Genomic DNA, 17239 nt, shown 5'->3' with positions numbered 1-17239 from the left:
AGACTTATGACCATCACCACCATCCCGCCTCGCCCCACCCTGCTCGACCGGCCCGAACAGGATATGCTGATCGGCGGCCAGCGCGTCCCTGCCCTGTCGGGCAAGCGGTTCGAAACCCGCAACCCCGCCACCGGCGAACTGCTGGCGCTGGTGGCGCAGGGCGGCGCCGAGGATGTCGACCGCGCGGTCAGGGCCGCCCGCGCCGCGCTCTGCGGTCCATGGGGCCGTATGAAAGGGGCCGAGCGCCAACGCATCATGCTGCGCCTCGCCGATCTGGTGGAGGCCCATTATGAGGAACTGGCGATGCTCGACACGCTGGACCTCGGCGCGCCCTACAGCCGCACCATATTGGGCAAGGCGCGCGCCGGCAGCCTGCTGCGCTATTATGCCGGTCAGGCGACACTGATCGCCGGCGAAACGCTGGACAACAGCGCCCCTGGCGATGTGCTGTCCCACACGATCAAGGAACCGGTCGGCGTCGTCGCTGCGATCAACCCGTGGAACGGCCCGATCGGCATGTCCGTATGGAAGGCCGGCCCCGTGCTCGCCAGCGGCTGCACGCTCGTCATGAAGCCGGCCGAACAGACGCCGCTCTCCGCCCTGCGCTTTGGCGAGTTGTGCCTGGAGGCCGGCGTGCCCGAAGGCGTCATCAACATCCTGACCGGCATGGGCGACGCGGGCGCCGCGCTATCCTCCCACCCCGGCGTCGACAAGATCGCCTTCACCGGGTCGACCGGCGTGGGCGAAAAGATCCTGCATGCCGCCGCCGCCTCGATGAAGCGGGTCACGGTCGAACTGGGCGGCAAGTCCCCCAACATCGTGTTTGCCGACGCGGATCTGGACAAGGCGGTGCCCGCCGCCGCCATGGCCGTCTTCGCCAATGCGGGGCAAATCTGTTCCGCCGGCACCCGCCTCTTCGTTCAATCCCCGATCCGCGCCGAGTTCATGGAGCGGCTCGCCGCCTTCACGAAGACTATCAGGGTCGGCGACCCGCTGAACCCGGAAACCCAGATCGGTCCGGTCGTCTCCGCGCTTCAGATGGACAGGATATTGGGTTTCATGGACAGCGCCGTGGCGGAGGGCGCCAGTACGCTGGCAGGCGGCACGCGCCTGTCGGGCGCAGGCTATGACGACGGTTACTTCCTCGCCCCCACCATCTTCGACAATGTGACCGACGACATGACGATCGCGAGGGAGGAGATTTTCGGCCCGGTCCTGTCCGCCTTTTCGTTCGACACGATCGAGGAAGTGCTGGAGCGCGCCAACGCCACGCCCTTCGGCCTTGGCAGCGGCGTATGGACCCGCGACCTTGCCACAGCGCATCGCATGGCGCGGGGGATCAGGGCCGGATCGGTCTGGGTCAATTGCTACCAGATGCTCGACCCTGGCGTGCCCTTCGGCGGCTATGGCATGAGCGGTTTCGGCCGGGAGTCCGGCCCGCAGCATATCGAGGATTATCTGGAAACCAAAGCGGTGTGGATCAAGCTGGACTGAGGAAGAGCAGGCGCATTTTTGAAACGGCGGCGGTGGAGTTGCTCCGACCCGCGCCGTTTCAAATCTGCGTGCCCTTTTGGAACGACAAAATCCTTACTCGGCCACGCCCGATTTCGTCTCCCGTTCAAACTCCAGCGCGATGGCAGCATCGAGTGTGTTGAGAGAACCCACTCTTAACGCCACTTTCTCAGCCAGAACCGCTTCGACGTTCCAGGCCTTTGCCGCCGCCAGTGCGATTTTTCGGCGGTTTTCCAAAGGCTCGTTCAGGGCTCTATCCCTATGCAGGGCTTCCTGCTCTCGACAATGCGCCACTGAAATTTTCATGGACATTACTCCTTTCCTACCGCTTCATATGTTCCAGTCCCGGTACGACGCCGCCCTTCTCCGACGGCTTGGATGCGTTGGTCTTGGTCTTTTCGGCCTTGGGCTTGCGGACTTCCCGGTTCGATTTCTTCTGTGATTTGGCCATGATGTTGTCCTTTTCGGAAACGGATGAGGAGAAGGCGAAGTACAGGTCTTCAGGCGGCCACGACTTCCCGCATGGCAGAATGAACAGGCCTTTTCGGTGCCGGAACATATCCCGTCGCCTGATAGATATTCGCTGCCGGGGTCCGCAAATGGCGTTCCAGCAAAGACAGAATGTCCGGATCTTCCTCAGCATCGAATTTGCGCGCGAAAAGATCGCCGCTGCTTTGCAACTGATCCAGATCGGCCCCTTCATAATTGCGCGGGCGCAATTTGATGTCGCCATCGGGCACCCAGTCGATCATCCGCAAATCGTCGTTCATGACGCTGCTCTGATCGCAATTGTTCATCATGACCGTCTGGAAAAAAGCTTCGTCCGCGATGAAGCTGTTACGGTAGAACGCCTTGAACCGATCGGCCTCCGGGTTATGGCAGACAAATTCGCAAAAGCTGCGGGTCACGGCTTTCCATTGCGTGCCGATAAACGGCGTATCGCCCGCCAGATAGGGCCGCGCCACACCTGTTGCCGTCATCACACCATCGTCTTCCGTGAAGATATGGCTGATCCGGTTCAGCGTGTCGGGGCGTTCCTTGCGCTGGTCCTGCGCGCGAATAAATTGCTTGTCAGGATTGGCGGCAAAAAACTGGCGGATATAATTCTGGCTCTTGAGCGGAAAATCCTGCCCGGACAGATTGATATAATGGGTCCAGGACGCATCCATGGAAAGAAGCCGGGTCATGCCGCGCAGTTCGGCATCGACCAGACTATATCCACCCCACAACGCATTTTTCGGTTCCAGAAGTTCCACGCCCTGGAACGGCTCCAGAAAAGTCGCAATGTCCTTTTCCAGATCTTCGCCCGAACTTTTGTCCACATGAACGACATATTGATTGCCAGGAAGGTAGATCGCTTTGAATAAGCGCTTAAACTGTTCTGGGTAACGATGGACGAGAAGAAAATATGCGATCATTGGGCACGCCTCATCGACTGCGCCATTCGCCGGCTGCCACACCCCCGGAAACGACGACAACTGCCTCCTGCCTCAGGAAAGCCAATCAAATGAATTTCTGATCGTGAAGAGACAACGCCAGACAGAATTGCGATCTTTTGAACGCAAAGGCGTTTGACATATATGGCACATTATTTCAAAATTTCAAGATCGTTTCCTGAGACGATATTTTATCTGATAAAATACTGCGCGAACCGTATATTTAAGGGATCATCGGCACCCAAAAACGAGAAAAATATTTCTCATGATTTTTTGTAACAGAAAATGGATATATTTATAGAATAAGCTGAAATTATGGTCCGCCATTTGTCTTAAACCCAGCCAGCACCTCTTAATCCGACAATCTCCGCCTCTTCCAAACGCCGCGTGGCCGCGTCTTTCACCAGATCCAGAAACCGCCGCTGGATCGCGGTCGGGCGCCAGCTACGGCGTGTCGTGATGCCCACCAGGCGACGGCTGGTTTCCAGTGGCGGACCGATCTGGGTCAGCAATCCGCTGCGGATCTGCAACGCCACCTGATCGGGCGACAGCAAGGTCAGGAAATGCCCTTCGGTCAGCAACCGGCCGATGATCATCACCGATCCGCATTCGATCGGCGTCGGTGGCTGCGGCTGGTCGGCGAAGAGTTGCTGCCATTGTTCGCGCAACGGCGAATTGGCGGGCGCGACGATCCAGGGATAGGCGGCCAGTTGCGCCATGGTCGGTGCTGCCTCCTGCGCCAGCGGATGCCCGCTGCCCGCCGCGATCACCAGCCGGTCCTCCACCAGCGGCATCTGGTAAAGGTCGGCAATCTCATAGGGCCGCAGGGCGCCCACGATCATGTCGATCACCCCGTCGCGCAGCGGCTCGACCAGTTCGCGCCAGCTCCCCTCCAGCACCTTGAACGCCGCGCGCGGCTCCTCCCGCGTCAGGCGCCCCATGGCGGCGGGCACCAGATAGGGCCGCGACAACGGCAGCGCGCCGAACGCGATCAACTCGCTGCCGCTGCCACTGTCCAGCCCCAGATCGGCGATCGCCGCCGAAATCTCCGCCACCGCCAGCCGCGTACCCCGCGCCAGCCGCTTGCCCGCCGGGTTGAGCCACACCACCCGCCCGCGCCGCTCGACCAGCTTGCCGCCGATCATCTGCTCCAGATCGCCGACCGCGCGATGCACCGCCGTCTGCGACAGGCCGGTGCCCTGCGCGGCAGAGGCGAAGCTGCCTGCCTCCGCCAGCGCCAGAAAGGCGCGCAATTGCGTCATCGTCATCAGCCGTTCGGGATGCAGGAACACCGCCGAAAGCCCCTTCGCGCCCGCCGACAGATGCTCCAGCGCCGCCTGCGCACGCTCGATCACGATCTCCCCCATCGGCGTCGCGACCATGCCGCCCGACCGTCGCTCGAACAACGTATAACCAAATTGCCGTTCCAGCTTGGCCAGCCCCTGCGTCAGCGCGGGTTGCGACAGGCTGACCGCATCGGCGGCCGCCGTGATGCCGCCATGCTCCCGGATCGCAAGCAGCGCGCGCAAATGCCGCAGATTGAGGTCGAACGGGTCGGTGGACATGGTGACGGCATCCTAATGCGTCCCGGCGGGAACGCCAGCAGCTTTGAAAATTTGAATGGACCGACCATTCAACAAATGGTAGGACCATTATAGGATAAAAAGCGATTCAACTGTCCAACTCGTTGTCTCATTCATGAAGGAGGGGAAGCCCCATGGATTTCGAACTGCCCGATGATATCAAGGAATTCTGCGACGTTACGCGCACCATCGTCCGCGACCTGCTGCCTTATGAGGTCGCCTTTCAGGAGACAGGGGTCATCCCACCGATCGTGCGTCAGACGCTGATCGACAATGGCTATTTCGGCATGGCCCTCCCCGAAGCCTATGGTGGCCTGGGCCTTGGCGCACTGGCGCAGGCGGCCGTGCAGATCGAACTCGCCCGCCTTCCTCCCCAGTTCTGGACCGAACTGCGCCCGCTGATGGGACCGGGGGCGAAGAACATCATCTACCACGCCAGCGAAGAACAGCGCGCCGCCCTGCTCCCCGGCATGGCAACCGGCGACATCCCGATCGCCTTCGCCCTGACAGAACCCAATAGCGGCTCCGATCCGGGTTCGATGCGCACCACCGCCGTCCGCAATGCCGACGGTTGGCGCATCAACGGCAGCAAGACCTTCATTTCCAACGGGAAGAAGGCCAGATATGTCATCGTCTACGCCTATACCGACAAGGCGGCGGGCGCCCGCAACGGCATCTCCGCCTTCCTGATGCCGGCCGACACGCCCGGTTTCTCCGTCACCGGCACGATCGAACTGATGGGCACCGCATCCCCCGGCGTGTTCGAACTCAGCTTCGACGAATGTCAGGTACCGGCCGACGCGCTGCTCGGCGAAGAGGGCCAGGGCTTCCGCTACGCGCTCGAAGGCCTGAATGAAGGCCGCATCAATGTCGGCGCTACCGCAGTCGGCATGGGCGAATATGCGCTGGAACTGGCGATCGAGGAATCGAAGGTCCGCCCGGCCTTTGGCGGCGTCATCTCCGAATTCCAGGCGATCCGGCACTATCTGGCCAATATGGCGACCGACATGCGCGCCGCGCGCCTGATTCTGCTCGATGCCGCCTGGCGTTATGATCAGGGCGACAAGAGCCGTGAACGCGCCTCCATGGCGAAGCTGTTCGCGACCGAAGCGGGCAGCCGCACCGTGGACACCGCCGTCCAGATATTCGGCGGCAACGGCTATTGCCGCGGCTTCGCGGTGGAGCGCCTGTATCGCGATATCCGCATCACCCGAATCTACGAAGGCTCTTCGGAAATACAGCGGAACACCATCGCCCGCGAACTGCTGCGTTAAACGAGGCGGGGAGGGCATCACCCCTCCCCGCCTTTTTCAGAGCAATTGCCCTGCCGTCCGCAAATCCGCGACCGCCTCATCGGACAATCCCAATTCCGACCGCAGCAATGACGCGCCATGTTCGCCAAGGTCCGCCACCAGATCGCGCGGCTGTGCCCGCGACCCGCTCATGCGGAACGGCGGATTGGGCACCATGAACGATCCGGCCTGATCGTGGATCGTCGTCCACGCCTCCCGTGCTGCCAGTTGCGGGTCGTCCAGCACATCCGCCATGTCCCGATAGCAGGCGCATGGCACGCCATGCTGCGACAGGATCGCCTCCGCCTCGGCCGACGATCGTTCTACGGTCCATTGCTCGGTCAGGCCCAGCAATGTGGCCCAGTTGGCGTTGCGATCGAGATTGGTGCGGAACCGCGGATCGTCGCGCCATTCGGGATGACCGACCGCATCGCTCAGCTGCTCGAAATTGCGCGGGCTGGTCGGCGCGACCATGATGAAGCCGTCACTGGTCCGCAGCGGCGAATAGAGCGGCCGCCGCGCCCCGCCGGGAAACTGCGCGTCCTGTGCCTCGAACACCAGCATCCCCACCATCGCTTCCAGCATCGACAGGTCGATATGCTGGCCCTTGCCGGTCTTTTCACGCTGATACAGCGCCGCCTGGATCGCGCCGAAGGCATGGGTTCCACCCAGCACGTCGGCGACAAAGACGCCGCCGGTCGCCGGCCGATCGGCATTGTCCTGATAATGGAGGTTGACCATGTCGAACCCGCTCGCCGCGTGGATCACCGGCGCATAGGCGGGATGATGCGCCTTTGGCCCCTCCTGCCCATAGCCGGAGATGGAACAGTAGATCAGGCGCGGATTGATGGCGGACAGCGTTACATAATCCAACCCGAAGCGCTGCATCACGCCGGGACGGAAATTTTCGACCACCACATCGAACCGCGTCACCAGTTCCAGGATCAGAGCGCGAATTTCCGGCGACTTGAGGTTGCAGGCGATCGACCGCTTGCCAGCGTTCAGATGGCCGAAATAGGCGCTATGCCCGTCGCGCACCGGCGGGCGGGCGCGGACCTGGTCGCCCTCCAGCGATTCCACCTTCACGACATCGGCGCCCAGATCGGCCAGCATCCGCGTCGCAAACGGGCCGGCCATCACGCTCGTGAAATCCAGCACCCGCACACCGGCCAGAGCATCGCCCTTCGCCGCAGCCTGTTCTTCAGCCATGCCTCATCCTTAATAGAACCAAATATTGAATGGTCCTACCTATTGCATGATGCCGCCGGACGGTCAATTCATCCGGGTGTCTTTCCACGAGCCTTCCCGATCTTCGCCGGTGCGTCCTGCGCCTTCAGATTCTTGCGGATGTGGCGATGCACCTGCTCCAGATGCTTGCGCATTTCCGCCGCTGCCGCATCCGCATCGCGTGCGCGCAAATGCCGGATCAGCTTGAAACGAGAGTCGATCAGCGTCTCTTGCAACGTTTCATAATCCGGCCCCTGGACGAATTCGTGCAGGATGGCGGACAGCGAATCCACAAAGATGCCAAATATGCGGTTCCTGGTCGCGCGCGCCAGCACTCGATAATAGGCTGCGGCGCATTCATAGCGCGCTTCCACGCTATTTTCCTGCCGCGTCCGTTCGGCAATAGCTTCCAGTTCGTCCAGATCCGCGTCACTGGCCCGCTCGCAGGCCAAGCGCACGATGATATCCTGCGTCGCCAGTCGCGCTTCGGTCAGTTCGTCCAGCGACACATTGCCCAGATGCACATAATCCTGCATCGCCTGCATGATCCGGTCGGGTTCAGCCGACTGGATGAAGGCGCCGCCCTTCACGCCCTTCGCATTGCGAATGATCCCTGCCACCTCCAGGCTACGCAACGCCTCACGCAAAGCGCTGCGGCTCACCTGAAACTCCGCTGCCAGTTCGCGTTCGGCCGGCAGCTTGTCACCGGTTTTCAATGTGCCCGCCGCCAGTTGCGCGCGAATCTGCTCGCAGATGATCTCGAAGGCGCGCTGCGTCTTGATCGGCGCGAAATTGGGAGAGGTGGGCGGCGTTTTCATATCGGGCAAACCTATTGATCGGGAAAGCCAACGCTAACGCCCGCCGCTTGATCGGGCTTGACTATAATGTGAAGCCGCGGGTGAAGGCGGACGGTACGGGCGTCGATCTGGCGAACGTGAAGATGAGCATGAACCCGTTCGACGAGATTGCGATCAAGGAAGCCATTCGCCTGAAGGAAAAGGGCGTGGCGACCGAGGTGGTGGCGGTGTCAAGCGGACACCGTCTTCACCAATCTCGGCCAGTTAATGGCGAACCGGCCGCTCCGGCATTTGCCTGCCGCGACCATGGCTCACTGGCATCGCTCAGCCGCTATGGACGGTCGGATCGTCAATAGGCAAGCTGGTCGGTGGCCGCATGGCCATGGAAGGACGCCTCGTCCGGTTCGTCTGCATGTCGCTCAATCGCATGTACCCGCTCGCGGCGCATGGCTAGGTGCGCGGTCCCGTTCTGATCCCGGTCAGCCACATCAACCGCTCCGTGCGGCCGCGCCTTAAACGGCATCGAGCAAATGGCTGGCCCGCTTATCGGCGACCGCCGATGCTGCGGCGAGCTCAATCCTGTTCGGCCAGAACCGCATCCACCATCGCGGTCCAGGCATAGCCGGCGCTGGTCACGGCATCGCTCGGTTCGCGCAGTGCGCCGATCGCGGCCCTGGCATTGTCCCGGTACATCCGGCGCAACAGTTCCGCATCGGGATCGTCCCAGTCCCAATCCGGCCGGACATTGTCATACATGGCGCGCGCGGCACGCTCTATCATTGTCATGGCTCGCGTCTCCATATTGCCCTTGATCCTGACATGGCCATTGCCTGCGAACGATCTTTTGTCCAGTTTCGCCACCGACATAAATGACCAGAATCGACAGAGCCGCATCATGTCCCATGGCGTTCCCTTCCTCCGCAAGCGCCCGATCGCGATCATGGCGGGGCTGGCCTTCTCCGCGTTTGGGCTGGGCGGGACATTATGGGCCTGCGCCGATTCCTCCTGCGAACCGGGCTGGCAGATGGACTCGCGCGACTTCGATTGCGGTGGCCGCGCGGCAATCAGTCCGGGCAACGACACAAGGATCAACCTGCTGCTGCTGATGCGCAGCCTGAAGCCGGTACAGGACGCGCCGGCCAATACGGCGATCGACCCTTATGATCCGCAATTCGGACGCACCTTCTTCAGTTGGTCCAGCCTGCGCACGGCCTTGTGGCCACAGCCGGCTCCAGCCGAACAAAGCCCAGCGTCCGCGCCCGTCTGCGAACCCTCGGCCGGCGGCATTCCGGCCTTTGCCGCCGCCCTCGCCGCAGAAAAGAGCCTGACGCAGACGGAGCGCACGGCGCTGGGCGCGTTGCGGACCCAGACCGGTTGTGGCGAGAACCAGTGGGACGATGCCCAGATTGGCAGCAAGGCGGGCCGCGACTATCTGGCTTATCTGAAGGCTACCGACGCCTTCTACAAGGGCGACTGGGCCAACGCGCGTCAGGGCTTTGGCGCATTGACCCGCGCCCGCAGTCCGTGGATCGCGGAAACCGCCGCCTATATGCCGATCCGGATCGGCCTGCGCGCGGCAGTCGCCAAAGCCGTCGACGAATATGGCGACTTCGCCGGATCGGACAAAGTCGACCAGGCCGCCGTCGCGGAAGCCCGCAACGCCATCGCCGCCTATCTCAAGGCCTATCCCAAAGGACGCTATGCCGCATCGGCGCAGGGGCTGACCCGCCGCGTCGCCTGGCTGAGCGGTGACATGCCCGCGCTCGTCCGCCGCTATGAAGCGCTGCTGGCCACCACGCCGGGCGATGCTGAAGCCGCCGCCGACCTGGCCGAGGAAATCGACATCAAGCTGCTGGAGCGGGAGGATGCCCATGCGCTGATAACCAAGCAGGACGACATCCCGCTGCTGCTGGCCGTCGCCGACCTGAAGCGCATGCGGCAGAAGGCGGACGATCCGGCCGCCCTCTCCGCCGCCGATCTCGCCGCGCAGAAGGGCCAATTTGCCGCCCATGCCGACCTTTATGCCCTGCTCCAGGCGACGCACAGCTATTATGCCGGTGAAAATCCCAAGACGATATTGGCGATATTGCCCGATGCCGCGCAGGAAAAGCGCTATACGCCGCTGGCTTTCAGCCGTCAGCTGTTGCGCGGCATGGCCCTCGGCCAAAGCCACGACGTCAATGAAGCCGGCTTCTGGCGTGAATTGCTGGGTGGCGCCAGCCCCTTCTATCAACGGCCGCTGGTCGAGATGGGCCTGGCGATACGCTGGCAGCGCGACGGGCGGATCGACCAGATTTTTGCCGCGGACTCGCCGATTACCGACACGACTATGCGCGCGATCCTGCTGCAAACCGTGGCGACGCCCGCCATCCTGCGCACCAGCGCCCGCGATGCCACCCGCCCTGCGCGGGAGCGGGACGTTGCGCGCTTCACCTTGCTCTACAAGGATCTGACGCGCGGCGCGTTCGGCGATTTTGCCGGCGATCTGGCGCTGGTGCCCGCCAATGCCGATAGCGATGCGGGACTATGGGGCTTTTCCCAGCAGGACAAGATACCGGTTGGCCTGTTCCAGAAGGGCAAATGGTCCGATGGCATCGCCTGCCCCGCCATCGCGCAGACCGCCGCGACGCTGGCGCGCGCGCCGCGCAATCATCGCGCGCAGCTATGTCTGGGCGATTTCTACCGACTGAATGGCTTTGACGGCTTCGATCTGTTCGGTGGCGGAACGGTGCCGCTCTCATTGGGCCATGGTCCGGACGGGTTTTCCGGCCGCAACCTTACGCGCGCCGATATCTATGCCGCGATCATCGCTGACAAGGGCGCAGCGGGCGATGATCGCGCCTATGCCCTCTATCGCGCCGTGATGTGCTATGCGCCGTCGGGCGCAAACGGCTGCGCGCCTGCCTATACCGACTATAAAGCCTATGAGGCGGCGCAAGCGCCCAAGAGCGACCGCAAGGCCTGGTTCACGGAATTGAAGCAGCGCTATCCCGACAGTCCATGGGCCAAGGCCCTGCGCTATTATTGGTGACATCATTGACGACGATGCGACCGGTCGCACGGGCCGTGGCGCTGCTCGCGGCGCTAGCCCTGTCCGCCTGCCAGCCCCAGCCGGATGCGGATATCGTCACGGCCACGGGTCATGATGCCTTCTATGTATGGCCGGGCGTCCGGCCGGCAAAGACGCTGCAACCCAAGACCCTTTATCTTCTGGATGGCGAAGTGCGACGCGGCGGCACAACTCGGCTGGAGCGGTTACGCATGGGCGTGCCGCGCCTGCCCGGCAAGACGGTCTGGCTGGTCGTCCGGGCCGACCGACTGGACTGGAACGAGGCGACCTATGCGGCGATCTTCAACGATCTGCGCCAATGGGAGGAGGCTGGCAATCGGGTTGCCGGGCTTCAGATCGATTTCGACGCCGCCACGCGCGGAATCGATGGCTATGCCCGATTTCTGCGCGACCTGCGCAGGCGCCTGACGCGAAACTGGCAATTGTCGATCACCGGACTGATGGACTGGAGCGCCCATGGCGACCCCCGCGACCTGGCTCAACTCAGCCAGATCATCGACGAAGTGGTGGTGCAGACCTATCAGGGACGCACGACGATCGAAGGCTATGACGCCTATTTCCGCCGCATGCAGGATTTCCCCATTCCCTTCCGCGTCGCTCTGGTCGAGGGCGGAACCTGGCGCGCGCCGGCCATGCTTGCCCAGCATCCGCAGTTTCGCGGTTATGTCGTCTTCCTGCTCGCGGCTTCAAAATAGCTGTCCGGTCACGCGCTCAATCGTCCGCCGCCGCCTTCCGCCCCTTCGCAATCTTGGCGCTTTCCGCCTTGAGCGGACGGGATACCGGGCAGACTTCCTGCACATAGGCATTGAGCGTGTTGGCGAGGCTCTCAGGCACAAGGCTGTAGTAGACGAACTGACCACGCTTCTCGCTGGCGATCAGCCCGGCATTTTCCAGAATCGCCAGATGCTGCGACACGGCCGGCTTCGACATGGCGAAGCGCGATGCGATGTCGCCTGCATTCAACTCCGCATGAGCGAGATAGGCCAATATCTTGCGGCGCGGCGCTGAGGCGAGGGCTTCGAAAATCTTCTGCATCCGCTTATTTAAGGAATAAGCTAATCGCTTGACAAGTGCCGGTAGATAATTAAGCAATAAGCTAATTACCTAGGAGGTTGTCGCCATGGACATCACCGACCGTTGCAGCGTGAACAGCCTGCGGGCACTGTCCGACAGCAGCCCAATGGACGGGACGGTGCGATGGGATCCGGTCCACTCGCTGTGGAACGGCACCATGCTGGTCGGGGCGCTGCTGGCGCCTTTCCATTTCAGCTTGGGCGCCTTCGCCATCTTCCTCCTGATGACCGGCGGATCGCTGCTGCTGGGCCATAGCGTCGGCTTCCATCGTCGGCTGATCCATCGCAGTTTCGATTGCCCGCTCTGGCTGGAGCGCTGCCTGGTCTGGGTCGGAACATGCGTGGGGATGAGCGGCCCTTTCTGGATGATCCGCACCCATGACCTGCGCGATTGGGCACAGCGACAAAAGGATTGCCATGACTATCTCGCGCATCGACGCCCCATGCTGATCGACGCATGGTGGCAGATGCACTGCCGGCTGGTCCTCGATCATCCGCCCGCCTTTGATTTGGGCGCAGCGGGACGCGATCGCTTCTACCGCTTTCTGGAAGTGACCTGGATGGCGCAGCAAATCCCCATTGCCCTGCTGCTCTTCGCCGTCGGAGGCTGGAGCTGGCTGTTGTGGGGTGTATGCGCGCGCATCAGCATTTCGGTGACGGGCCATTGGTTCATCGGCCATCTGGCGCATCGGCGCGGGCCGCAAAGCTGGATCGTCAACGGCGCCGGCGTGCAGGCGCATGACGTGCCCTGGGCGGCGATCCCGACCATGGGGGAGGCATGGCACAATAATCACCATGCCTTTCCCGGCTCTGCGCGCATAGGCCTGTATTCCGGCCAGAGCGATTGGGGCTATGCCGTCATCCAGTTGCTGGAGCGGACCGGACTGGTCTGGAACATCGCGCTGCCCGAACATCTCGCGCGGGCCAAGGCGCTTACCCGCGTCGCGCCTCCGGATGAAGAGGACGCATCCGAACCCATCTCCTCTTTTCAGCGTTGATACAGTCATGGCCCTCATGCCCGCCTTCGCCGCCCGCCCCCTGCAACGCGCCCTGATCGGCCGGGTCCGCGCCATCTTCAACGATCGCGGGCGGGGCGAGCAGCCCGTCACCCGCTCCACAGATGCCCTGTTTCCGCCAGACTCGGCAATCTGGCGCGTCCATGGCGACATCACCACCATGATGGTCGGCGGCGTGTCTGCGCTCCTGCTCCAGATGCTGCACCCCGCCGCGCTGGCCGGCATATGGGATCATTCGACCTTTCGCGACGACATGCTGGGACGGTTGCGGCGCACCGCTCGCTTCATCGCCGTCACCACCTATGCGCAGCAGGATGATGCACTGGCTGCGATCGCGCGGGTGCGCGATGTGCATGATCGCGTGTCCGGCACGCTGGCCGACGGTACGCCCTACAGCGCCAACGACCCGCACCTGCTCGCCTGGGTCCATGTGACGGAGGCGGTCTGTTTCCTCGATGCGTGGATTCGTTATGGCGAACCGGCGATGAGCGCGGCGGATCAGGACGCCTATTTTACCCAGTTCGCGACCATAGCCCGTAAACTCGGCGCCGACCCGGTGCCGGAGAGCCGCGCCGAAGCCCAAGCGCTGATCGAACATATGCGCCCGGCGTTACAGGCCGACGCCCGCACCCGTGAAGTGGCCCGGCTCGTGCTGCATCGGAAAGCGCCCTCCCCTGCCGCCGCCCCGATCCAGGCGATGACGATGGAGGCAGCGGTGGACCTCCTCCCCGACTGGGCCAGGGCGATGCACGGCCTGCCCACCCGCCACCTGCGCAAGCCCGCGATCAGGCTGTCCACCGCGATGGTCGCCGGCACGCTGCGCTGGGCGTTTGCGGGCAATCGCCGCCCAGCCTGAAGTTCAGGTTGCAGCGTGCGATTTGCGCCGCTTGGCCCAGGAGGATTCGATATGTTCGCGCATCGCCTTGGCGGCGGCCTCCGGGTCGCCGGCGGCGATCGCGTCATGGACGCGCTTGTGCGCGGCATGGGTGTCGCGCACATGGGCGACGCTCAGCTTCCCGGCATAGCCATGGGTGTTGAGCGCCTTGCCCTGAATCCCGTCGATGATCGCCTTGCTCAGCCGGTCGCCCGACATGCGCATGATGATGTCGTGGAAATTCACATCCTCATGCACATAGGCGGCGGGCATGTCGATCAGCCCCTCCAGTTTGCGGAACTGCGCCGACAGTTCCGCCACGCTTTCGAGCGTGGCCTTCTTCGCTGCCTTGGCCGCCATGGAGGCTTCCAGCGAGGACCGGATTTCCGACAGATTGTCGAGATAGGACAATCCGTCCTCCCGCCGGAACAACGCCGCCAGAATCATCGGGTCGAGCAGGTTCCAGTCGCGCGAATCGCGCACGATCGTGCCGCGTCCCTGCTGCGACACGACCAGCCCCTTTTCGGTCAGAGCCGTCGTCGCCTCCCGCACCACGGTACGACTGACGCCATAGAGGTCGCACAGCATGTTTTCGGGTGGCAGCGCAGTGCCGGCCGGATACATTTCGGTGACGATCGCATTGACCAGATCCTCGACCACCGCCTCGGCCAGTCGGGGCCGCCGCCGCACCCGCTGCGTCGCCGCCAAAGCGCTGCCAGCCAAGGCCCCCCCGGCCACTCTATCCTGCATCTGTCCTTACGCCTTTTCTCGTTCAAGCGCCCTGCACGACGCTGTTTCGACGGTGGACCCGATTGACAAGCGCCGTCAAGACTTGTCAAACAACATAGATAATACATAATATGACTCGTGGCCAGCCGGGCCGGAGGGTAGAGGACATCCCGATGAAGATTACAGGCTATCGCAGCCTTACCGCCTATCACGACTGGCAGCGTCCCGTGGGCGATGTGAACGGCGTCGTTGCGTCCGGCGTCACCGAAGTACCCGTGCTGCTGCTCGAAACCGATGGCGGCCTCACCGGCGTCGGCCTGGGTCAGCATGCCGAGATCGCGCGGCTGTTCCCCGCTGTGGACGGTGCGGACCCGCGCGGCGTGGCGACCCTCTATGACGCGATGCTCGGCCATGTGTTCAAAAGCGGCCATGCCGGCGCGACCTTCGGCACGATCGCCGCGATCGACATGGCGCTGTGGGATCTGAAGGCGAAAATGGCCGACGAGCCGCTATGGCGTACCATGGGCGCGGGCGACCGGTTCGTGCCGGGCTATGCGTCGGGACTGTGCTACGGGCTGGATGACGATGCCTTCGTCGCCCATTACAGCGCCTGGGCCGATCGCGGCTTCACCGCAGCGAAGATCAAGGGCGGGCGCGATCTGGATCGCGACATCGGCCGGCTGGAAACCGCCCGCGACCTGCTATCCCGCAACAGCAACCGTCCCGCCCTGATGCTCGACGTCAATGAGGCATGGAACTGCAAGCAGGCAATCCGTCACTTGACCGAGATCGAGAAGCGGATCGACCTGACCTGGATCGAAGAGCCGGTGCGGCGTTGGGACGCGGCGGGCCATGCCAGCATCACCCGGTCCGTGAAAACGGCGGTCGCCACCGGCGAGAACCTGACCGGCCTGGAACAATATCTGCCGCTGTTCGACGCACAGGCAGTCGACATCGTCCAGACCGGCAGCGTCTGGGGCATCACCCATTTTCATCGCGTAGCAATGGCCGCCCACGCGCGCGGCCTGCCCGTCTCGCCGGTCGCCTATAACGCCAATCCGGTCGCCCATGCCGCCGCCGCCGTGCCCAATATGATCGGCATTGAGGTGCAGGATTTTGGCTTCCCGACCGGCTTCGACGTCGATCAGCAGATCGCCGATGGCGGCATCATTTTGGGCGATCGGCCGGGACTTGGTATAGAAATCGACGAAACGGCCATCGCGCAGAGCGTGGCCGGCAATGGCTGGGGCAGCCGGGGCGGCCCGCATCGCCGCCCGCGCAACGCCGGTCTGCGTCTGGCACCCGAAAGCCGGACGGCGGAGTGATGCAGAACATGACCTCCCCTGCCGAGGCCCCACCGCCTGCCTGGGTGACCGGCGGCGCGCGCACGCGGCTGCAATTGTCGCTGATGGTCAATTTCTTCCTGCTGATGGCACTCTACAGCGGCGTGCTGGGTGTGCTGCTACCCAACCAGATCGCCGAACTGTCGCCGGGCGCGAAGGAGAACAACCTCGCCCTCCTCTTCGCCATCACCTCCATTTTCTCGACGCTGGCGACGCCGATCGCCGGCGCCCTGTCGGACCGCACCCGCAGCCGCTGGGGCCGGCGCGCGCCCTGGATCGCGATCGCCTCGCTGATCGGGTCGCTCTGCCTGTTCGGCGTCTCGTGGATGACCAGCTTCTGGTCGCTGATGATCCTGTGGGTGATGGCAGCGGTGGCCTATAACAGCATGCAGCCGGCGATGACGACGCTGATCGCCGATCGCTTCGCGCCGGAAACGCGCGGCGGCATATCGGGCATCGTCGGTGCCGGCATGACCGCCGGCCTGACCGCTGGCACCGTGGTCGCCGGCTATCTCGCCGGGGAGCGGGTGCTGGCATACGGCCTGTTCGCCGGCGCCATCGCCGCCTCCTGCATCGCCTTCGTCGTGCTGAATCGCGAACCGCCGAGCGATATGCTACCCCGCCGGCCGATAAAATGGGGCGATTTCCTCAAGAGCTTCTGGATCAGCCCGCGCGCCCATCCCGATTTCGCCTGGGCCTTCGCCAGCCGCTTCACCATCTATATGGGCTATCAGGCGGTCGCCGCCTATCTCCTCTATATCCTGCGCGACTATATCGGCCTGGCCGACGGCGCGTCGAACATCGCCATCGCCAATATGGCGCTGCTCACTCTGGTCTGTCTCGTCGCTTCCTCGCTGATATCCGGCTGGCTGTCGGACCACTGGCAACGGCGCAAACCCTTCGTCGTTCTGGGCAGCCTCATCATGGGCGTGGCGATGAGCGCGCCTTTGCTGGCCCCTTCCATGACCGGCATGTGGGTCTATGCCGGGGTGATCGGCATCGGTTACGGCATGTTCATGTCGATCGACATGGCGTTGATGACGCAGGTTCTGCCCAAAAGCGCGCTGGGCGACGAAGGCAAGGATCTGGGCGTGCTGACCACGGCGGTCAACATCCCCCAGATCATCAGCCCGGTCATGGCCGCTATCCTGCTCGGCCTGTTCGATCATGATTATCGCGCCATCTTCATCGCGGCGCTGATCTTCGTGTTCGGATCGGCGCTATGCGTCCTGCCGATCAAATCCGTCCGATAATTCATATTATGTATTACGTCATTTGACATGTGCC

17 protein-coding genes and 1 pseudogene are annotated in these 17239 nt (G+C 63.1%); 9 read left to right on the top strand and 9 right to left on the bottom strand.

Features of this window, described 5'->3' with window-relative positions:
- The first annotated feature begins 6 nt into the window (after window positions 1-6).
- Window positions 7-1494 carry an aldehyde dehydrogenase family protein gene (locus tag ASE85_RS21005; RefSeq protein WP_056693477.1) on the top strand — a complete coding sequence of 496 codons (1488 nt, stop codon included), beginning with the start codon at window positions 7-9 and terminating at the stop codon, window positions 1492-1494.
- Between the two features lie 93 nt (window positions 1495-1587).
- Here ASE85_RS21005 and ASE85_RS21000 read toward each other — a convergent pair whose 3' ends face one another.
- From ASE85_RS21000 to ASE85_RS20990, 4 genes are all read right to left on the bottom strand, one after another.
- Window positions 1588-1824, bottom strand: coding sequence for a hypothetical protein (locus tag ASE85_RS21000; protein WP_235523647.1), 237 nt, complete (start codon window positions 1822-1824; stop codon window positions 1588-1590).
- A 10-nt stretch (window positions 1825-1834) separates the two neighbouring features.
- A complete protein-coding gene (locus ASE85_RS24255) occupies window positions 1835-1963 on the bottom strand; it encodes a hypothetical protein (protein WP_268795148.1) in 129 nt (42 codons plus the stop codon).
- 49 nt (window positions 1964-2012) lie between these two features.
- Window positions 2013-2930 carry a beta-1,6-N-acetylglucosaminyltransferase gene (locus tag ASE85_RS20995; protein ID WP_056693474.1) on the bottom strand — a complete coding sequence of 306 codons (918 nt, stop codon included), beginning with the start codon at window positions 2928-2930 and terminating at the stop codon, window positions 2013-2015.
- Window positions 2931-3280: 350 nt separating this feature from the next.
- Window positions 3281-4513, bottom strand: a complete 1233-nt coding sequence (locus ASE85_RS20990) for a LysR family transcriptional regulator (RefSeq protein ID WP_056693469.1) — start codon at window positions 4511-4513, stop codon at window positions 3281-3283.
- A 152-nt stretch (window positions 4514-4665) separates the two neighbouring features.
- Between ASE85_RS20990 and ASE85_RS20985 the strand changes: the two genes are divergently transcribed.
- Window positions 4666-5805 carry an acyl-CoA dehydrogenase family protein gene (locus ASE85_RS20985; RefSeq protein ID WP_056693466.1) on the top strand — a complete coding sequence of 380 codons (1140 nt, stop codon included), beginning with the start codon at window positions 4666-4668 and terminating at the stop codon, window positions 5803-5805.
- Window positions 5806-5841: 36 nt separating this feature from the next.
- On the opposite strand, the gene ASE85_RS20980 is transcribed toward ASE85_RS20985, so the two are convergent.
- Both ASE85_RS20980 and ASE85_RS20975 read right to left on the bottom strand, forming a co-directional pair.
- Window positions 5842-7032, bottom strand: a complete 1191-nt coding sequence (locus ASE85_RS20980) for a CaiB/BaiF CoA transferase family protein (RefSeq protein ID WP_056693463.1) — start codon at window positions 7030-7032, stop codon at window positions 5842-5844.
- A 68-nt stretch (window positions 7033-7100) separates the two neighbouring features.
- Window positions 7101-7868 (bottom strand): FadR/GntR family transcriptional regulator, encoded by a 768-nt coding sequence (locus ASE85_RS20975; protein ID WP_056693461.1) that lies wholly within the window; start codon window positions 7866-7868, stop codon window positions 7101-7103.
- Window positions 7869-7915: 47 nt separating this feature from the next.
- Here ASE85_RS20975 and ASE85_RS22740 point away from each other — a divergent pair.
- Window positions 7916-8086: pseudogene (locus ASE85_RS22740) on the top strand (electron transfer flavoprotein subunit beta/FixA family protein); the annotation flags it as partial.
- A 334-nt stretch (window positions 8087-8420) separates the two neighbouring features.
- Here ASE85_RS22740 and ASE85_RS20965 read toward each other — a convergent pair.
- Window positions 8421-8633: a hypothetical protein gene (locus ASE85_RS20965; protein ID WP_235523646.1), complete on the bottom strand. Its 213-nt coding sequence runs from the start codon at window positions 8631-8633 to the stop codon at window positions 8421-8423.
- 109 nt (window positions 8634-8742) lie between these two features.
- Here ASE85_RS20965 and ASE85_RS20960 point away from each other — a divergent pair, with 109 nt between their 5' ends.
- Together ASE85_RS20960 and ASE85_RS20955 are read left to right on the top strand one after the other, a co-directional pair.
- Complete coding sequence (locus tag ASE85_RS20960) at window positions 8743-10878, top strand: hypothetical protein (RefSeq protein WP_056693455.1); 2136 nt, start codon at window positions 8743-8745, stop codon at window positions 10876-10878.
- Window positions 10879-10892: 14 nt separating this feature from the next.
- Entirely contained in the window at window positions 10893-11612 is a 720-nt protein-coding gene (locus ASE85_RS20955; protein ID WP_056693453.1) for a DUF3142 domain-containing protein, read from the top strand.
- A 16-nt stretch (window positions 11613-11628) separates the two neighbouring features.
- On the opposite strand, the gene ASE85_RS20950 is transcribed toward ASE85_RS20955, so the two are convergent.
- Window positions 11629-11952, bottom strand: a complete 324-nt coding sequence (locus tag ASE85_RS20950; RefSeq protein WP_056693451.1) for a metalloregulator ArsR/SmtB family transcription factor — start codon at window positions 11950-11952, stop codon at window positions 11629-11631.
- Between the two features lie 85 nt (window positions 11953-12037).
- On the opposite strand from ASE85_RS20950, the gene ASE85_RS20945 reads away from it, so the two are divergent.
- Window positions 12038-12988 carry an acyl-CoA desaturase gene (locus ASE85_RS20945; RefSeq protein WP_056693449.1) on the top strand — a complete coding sequence of 317 codons (951 nt, stop codon included), beginning with the start codon at window positions 12038-12040 and terminating at the stop codon, window positions 12986-12988.
- 7 nt (window positions 12989-12995) lie between these two features.
- Window positions 12996-13862, top strand: a complete 867-nt coding sequence (locus ASE85_RS20940; protein WP_056693444.1) for an oxygenase MpaB family protein — start codon at window positions 12996-12998, stop codon at window positions 13860-13862.
- 3 nt (window positions 13863-13865) lie between these two features.
- Here the strand turns inward: ASE85_RS20940 and ASE85_RS20935 are convergent, their stop codons facing one another.
- Complete coding sequence (locus ASE85_RS20935) at window positions 13866-14618, bottom strand: FadR/GntR family transcriptional regulator (RefSeq protein ID WP_235523645.1); 753 nt, start codon at window positions 14616-14618, stop codon at window positions 13866-13868.
- 164 nt (window positions 14619-14782) lie between these two features.
- On the opposite strand from ASE85_RS20935, the gene ASE85_RS20930 reads away from it, so the two are divergent.
- Together ASE85_RS20930 and ASE85_RS20925 are read left to right on the top strand one after the other, a co-directional pair.
- Window positions 14783-15934, top strand: coding sequence for a mandelate racemase/muconate lactonizing enzyme family protein (locus tag ASE85_RS20930; protein ID WP_056693436.1), 1152 nt, complete (start codon window positions 14783-14785; stop codon window positions 15932-15934).
- Window positions 15935-15942: 8 nt separating this feature from the next.
- Window positions 15943-17205, top strand: a complete 1263-nt coding sequence (locus ASE85_RS20925; RefSeq protein ID WP_056693433.1) for an MFS transporter — start codon at window positions 15943-15945, stop codon at window positions 17203-17205.
- Window positions 17206-17239: the final 34 nt, after the last annotated feature.

The sequence above is a fragment of the Sphingobium sp. Leaf26 genome, from assembly GCF_001421665.1.
Classification (GTDB): domain Bacteria; phylum Pseudomonadota; class Alphaproteobacteria; order Sphingomonadales; family Sphingomonadaceae; genus Sphingobium.
The sequence above is the reverse complement of the archived record's forward strand: the minus strand, read 5'-3'. Positions and strand labels throughout refer to the sequence as shown.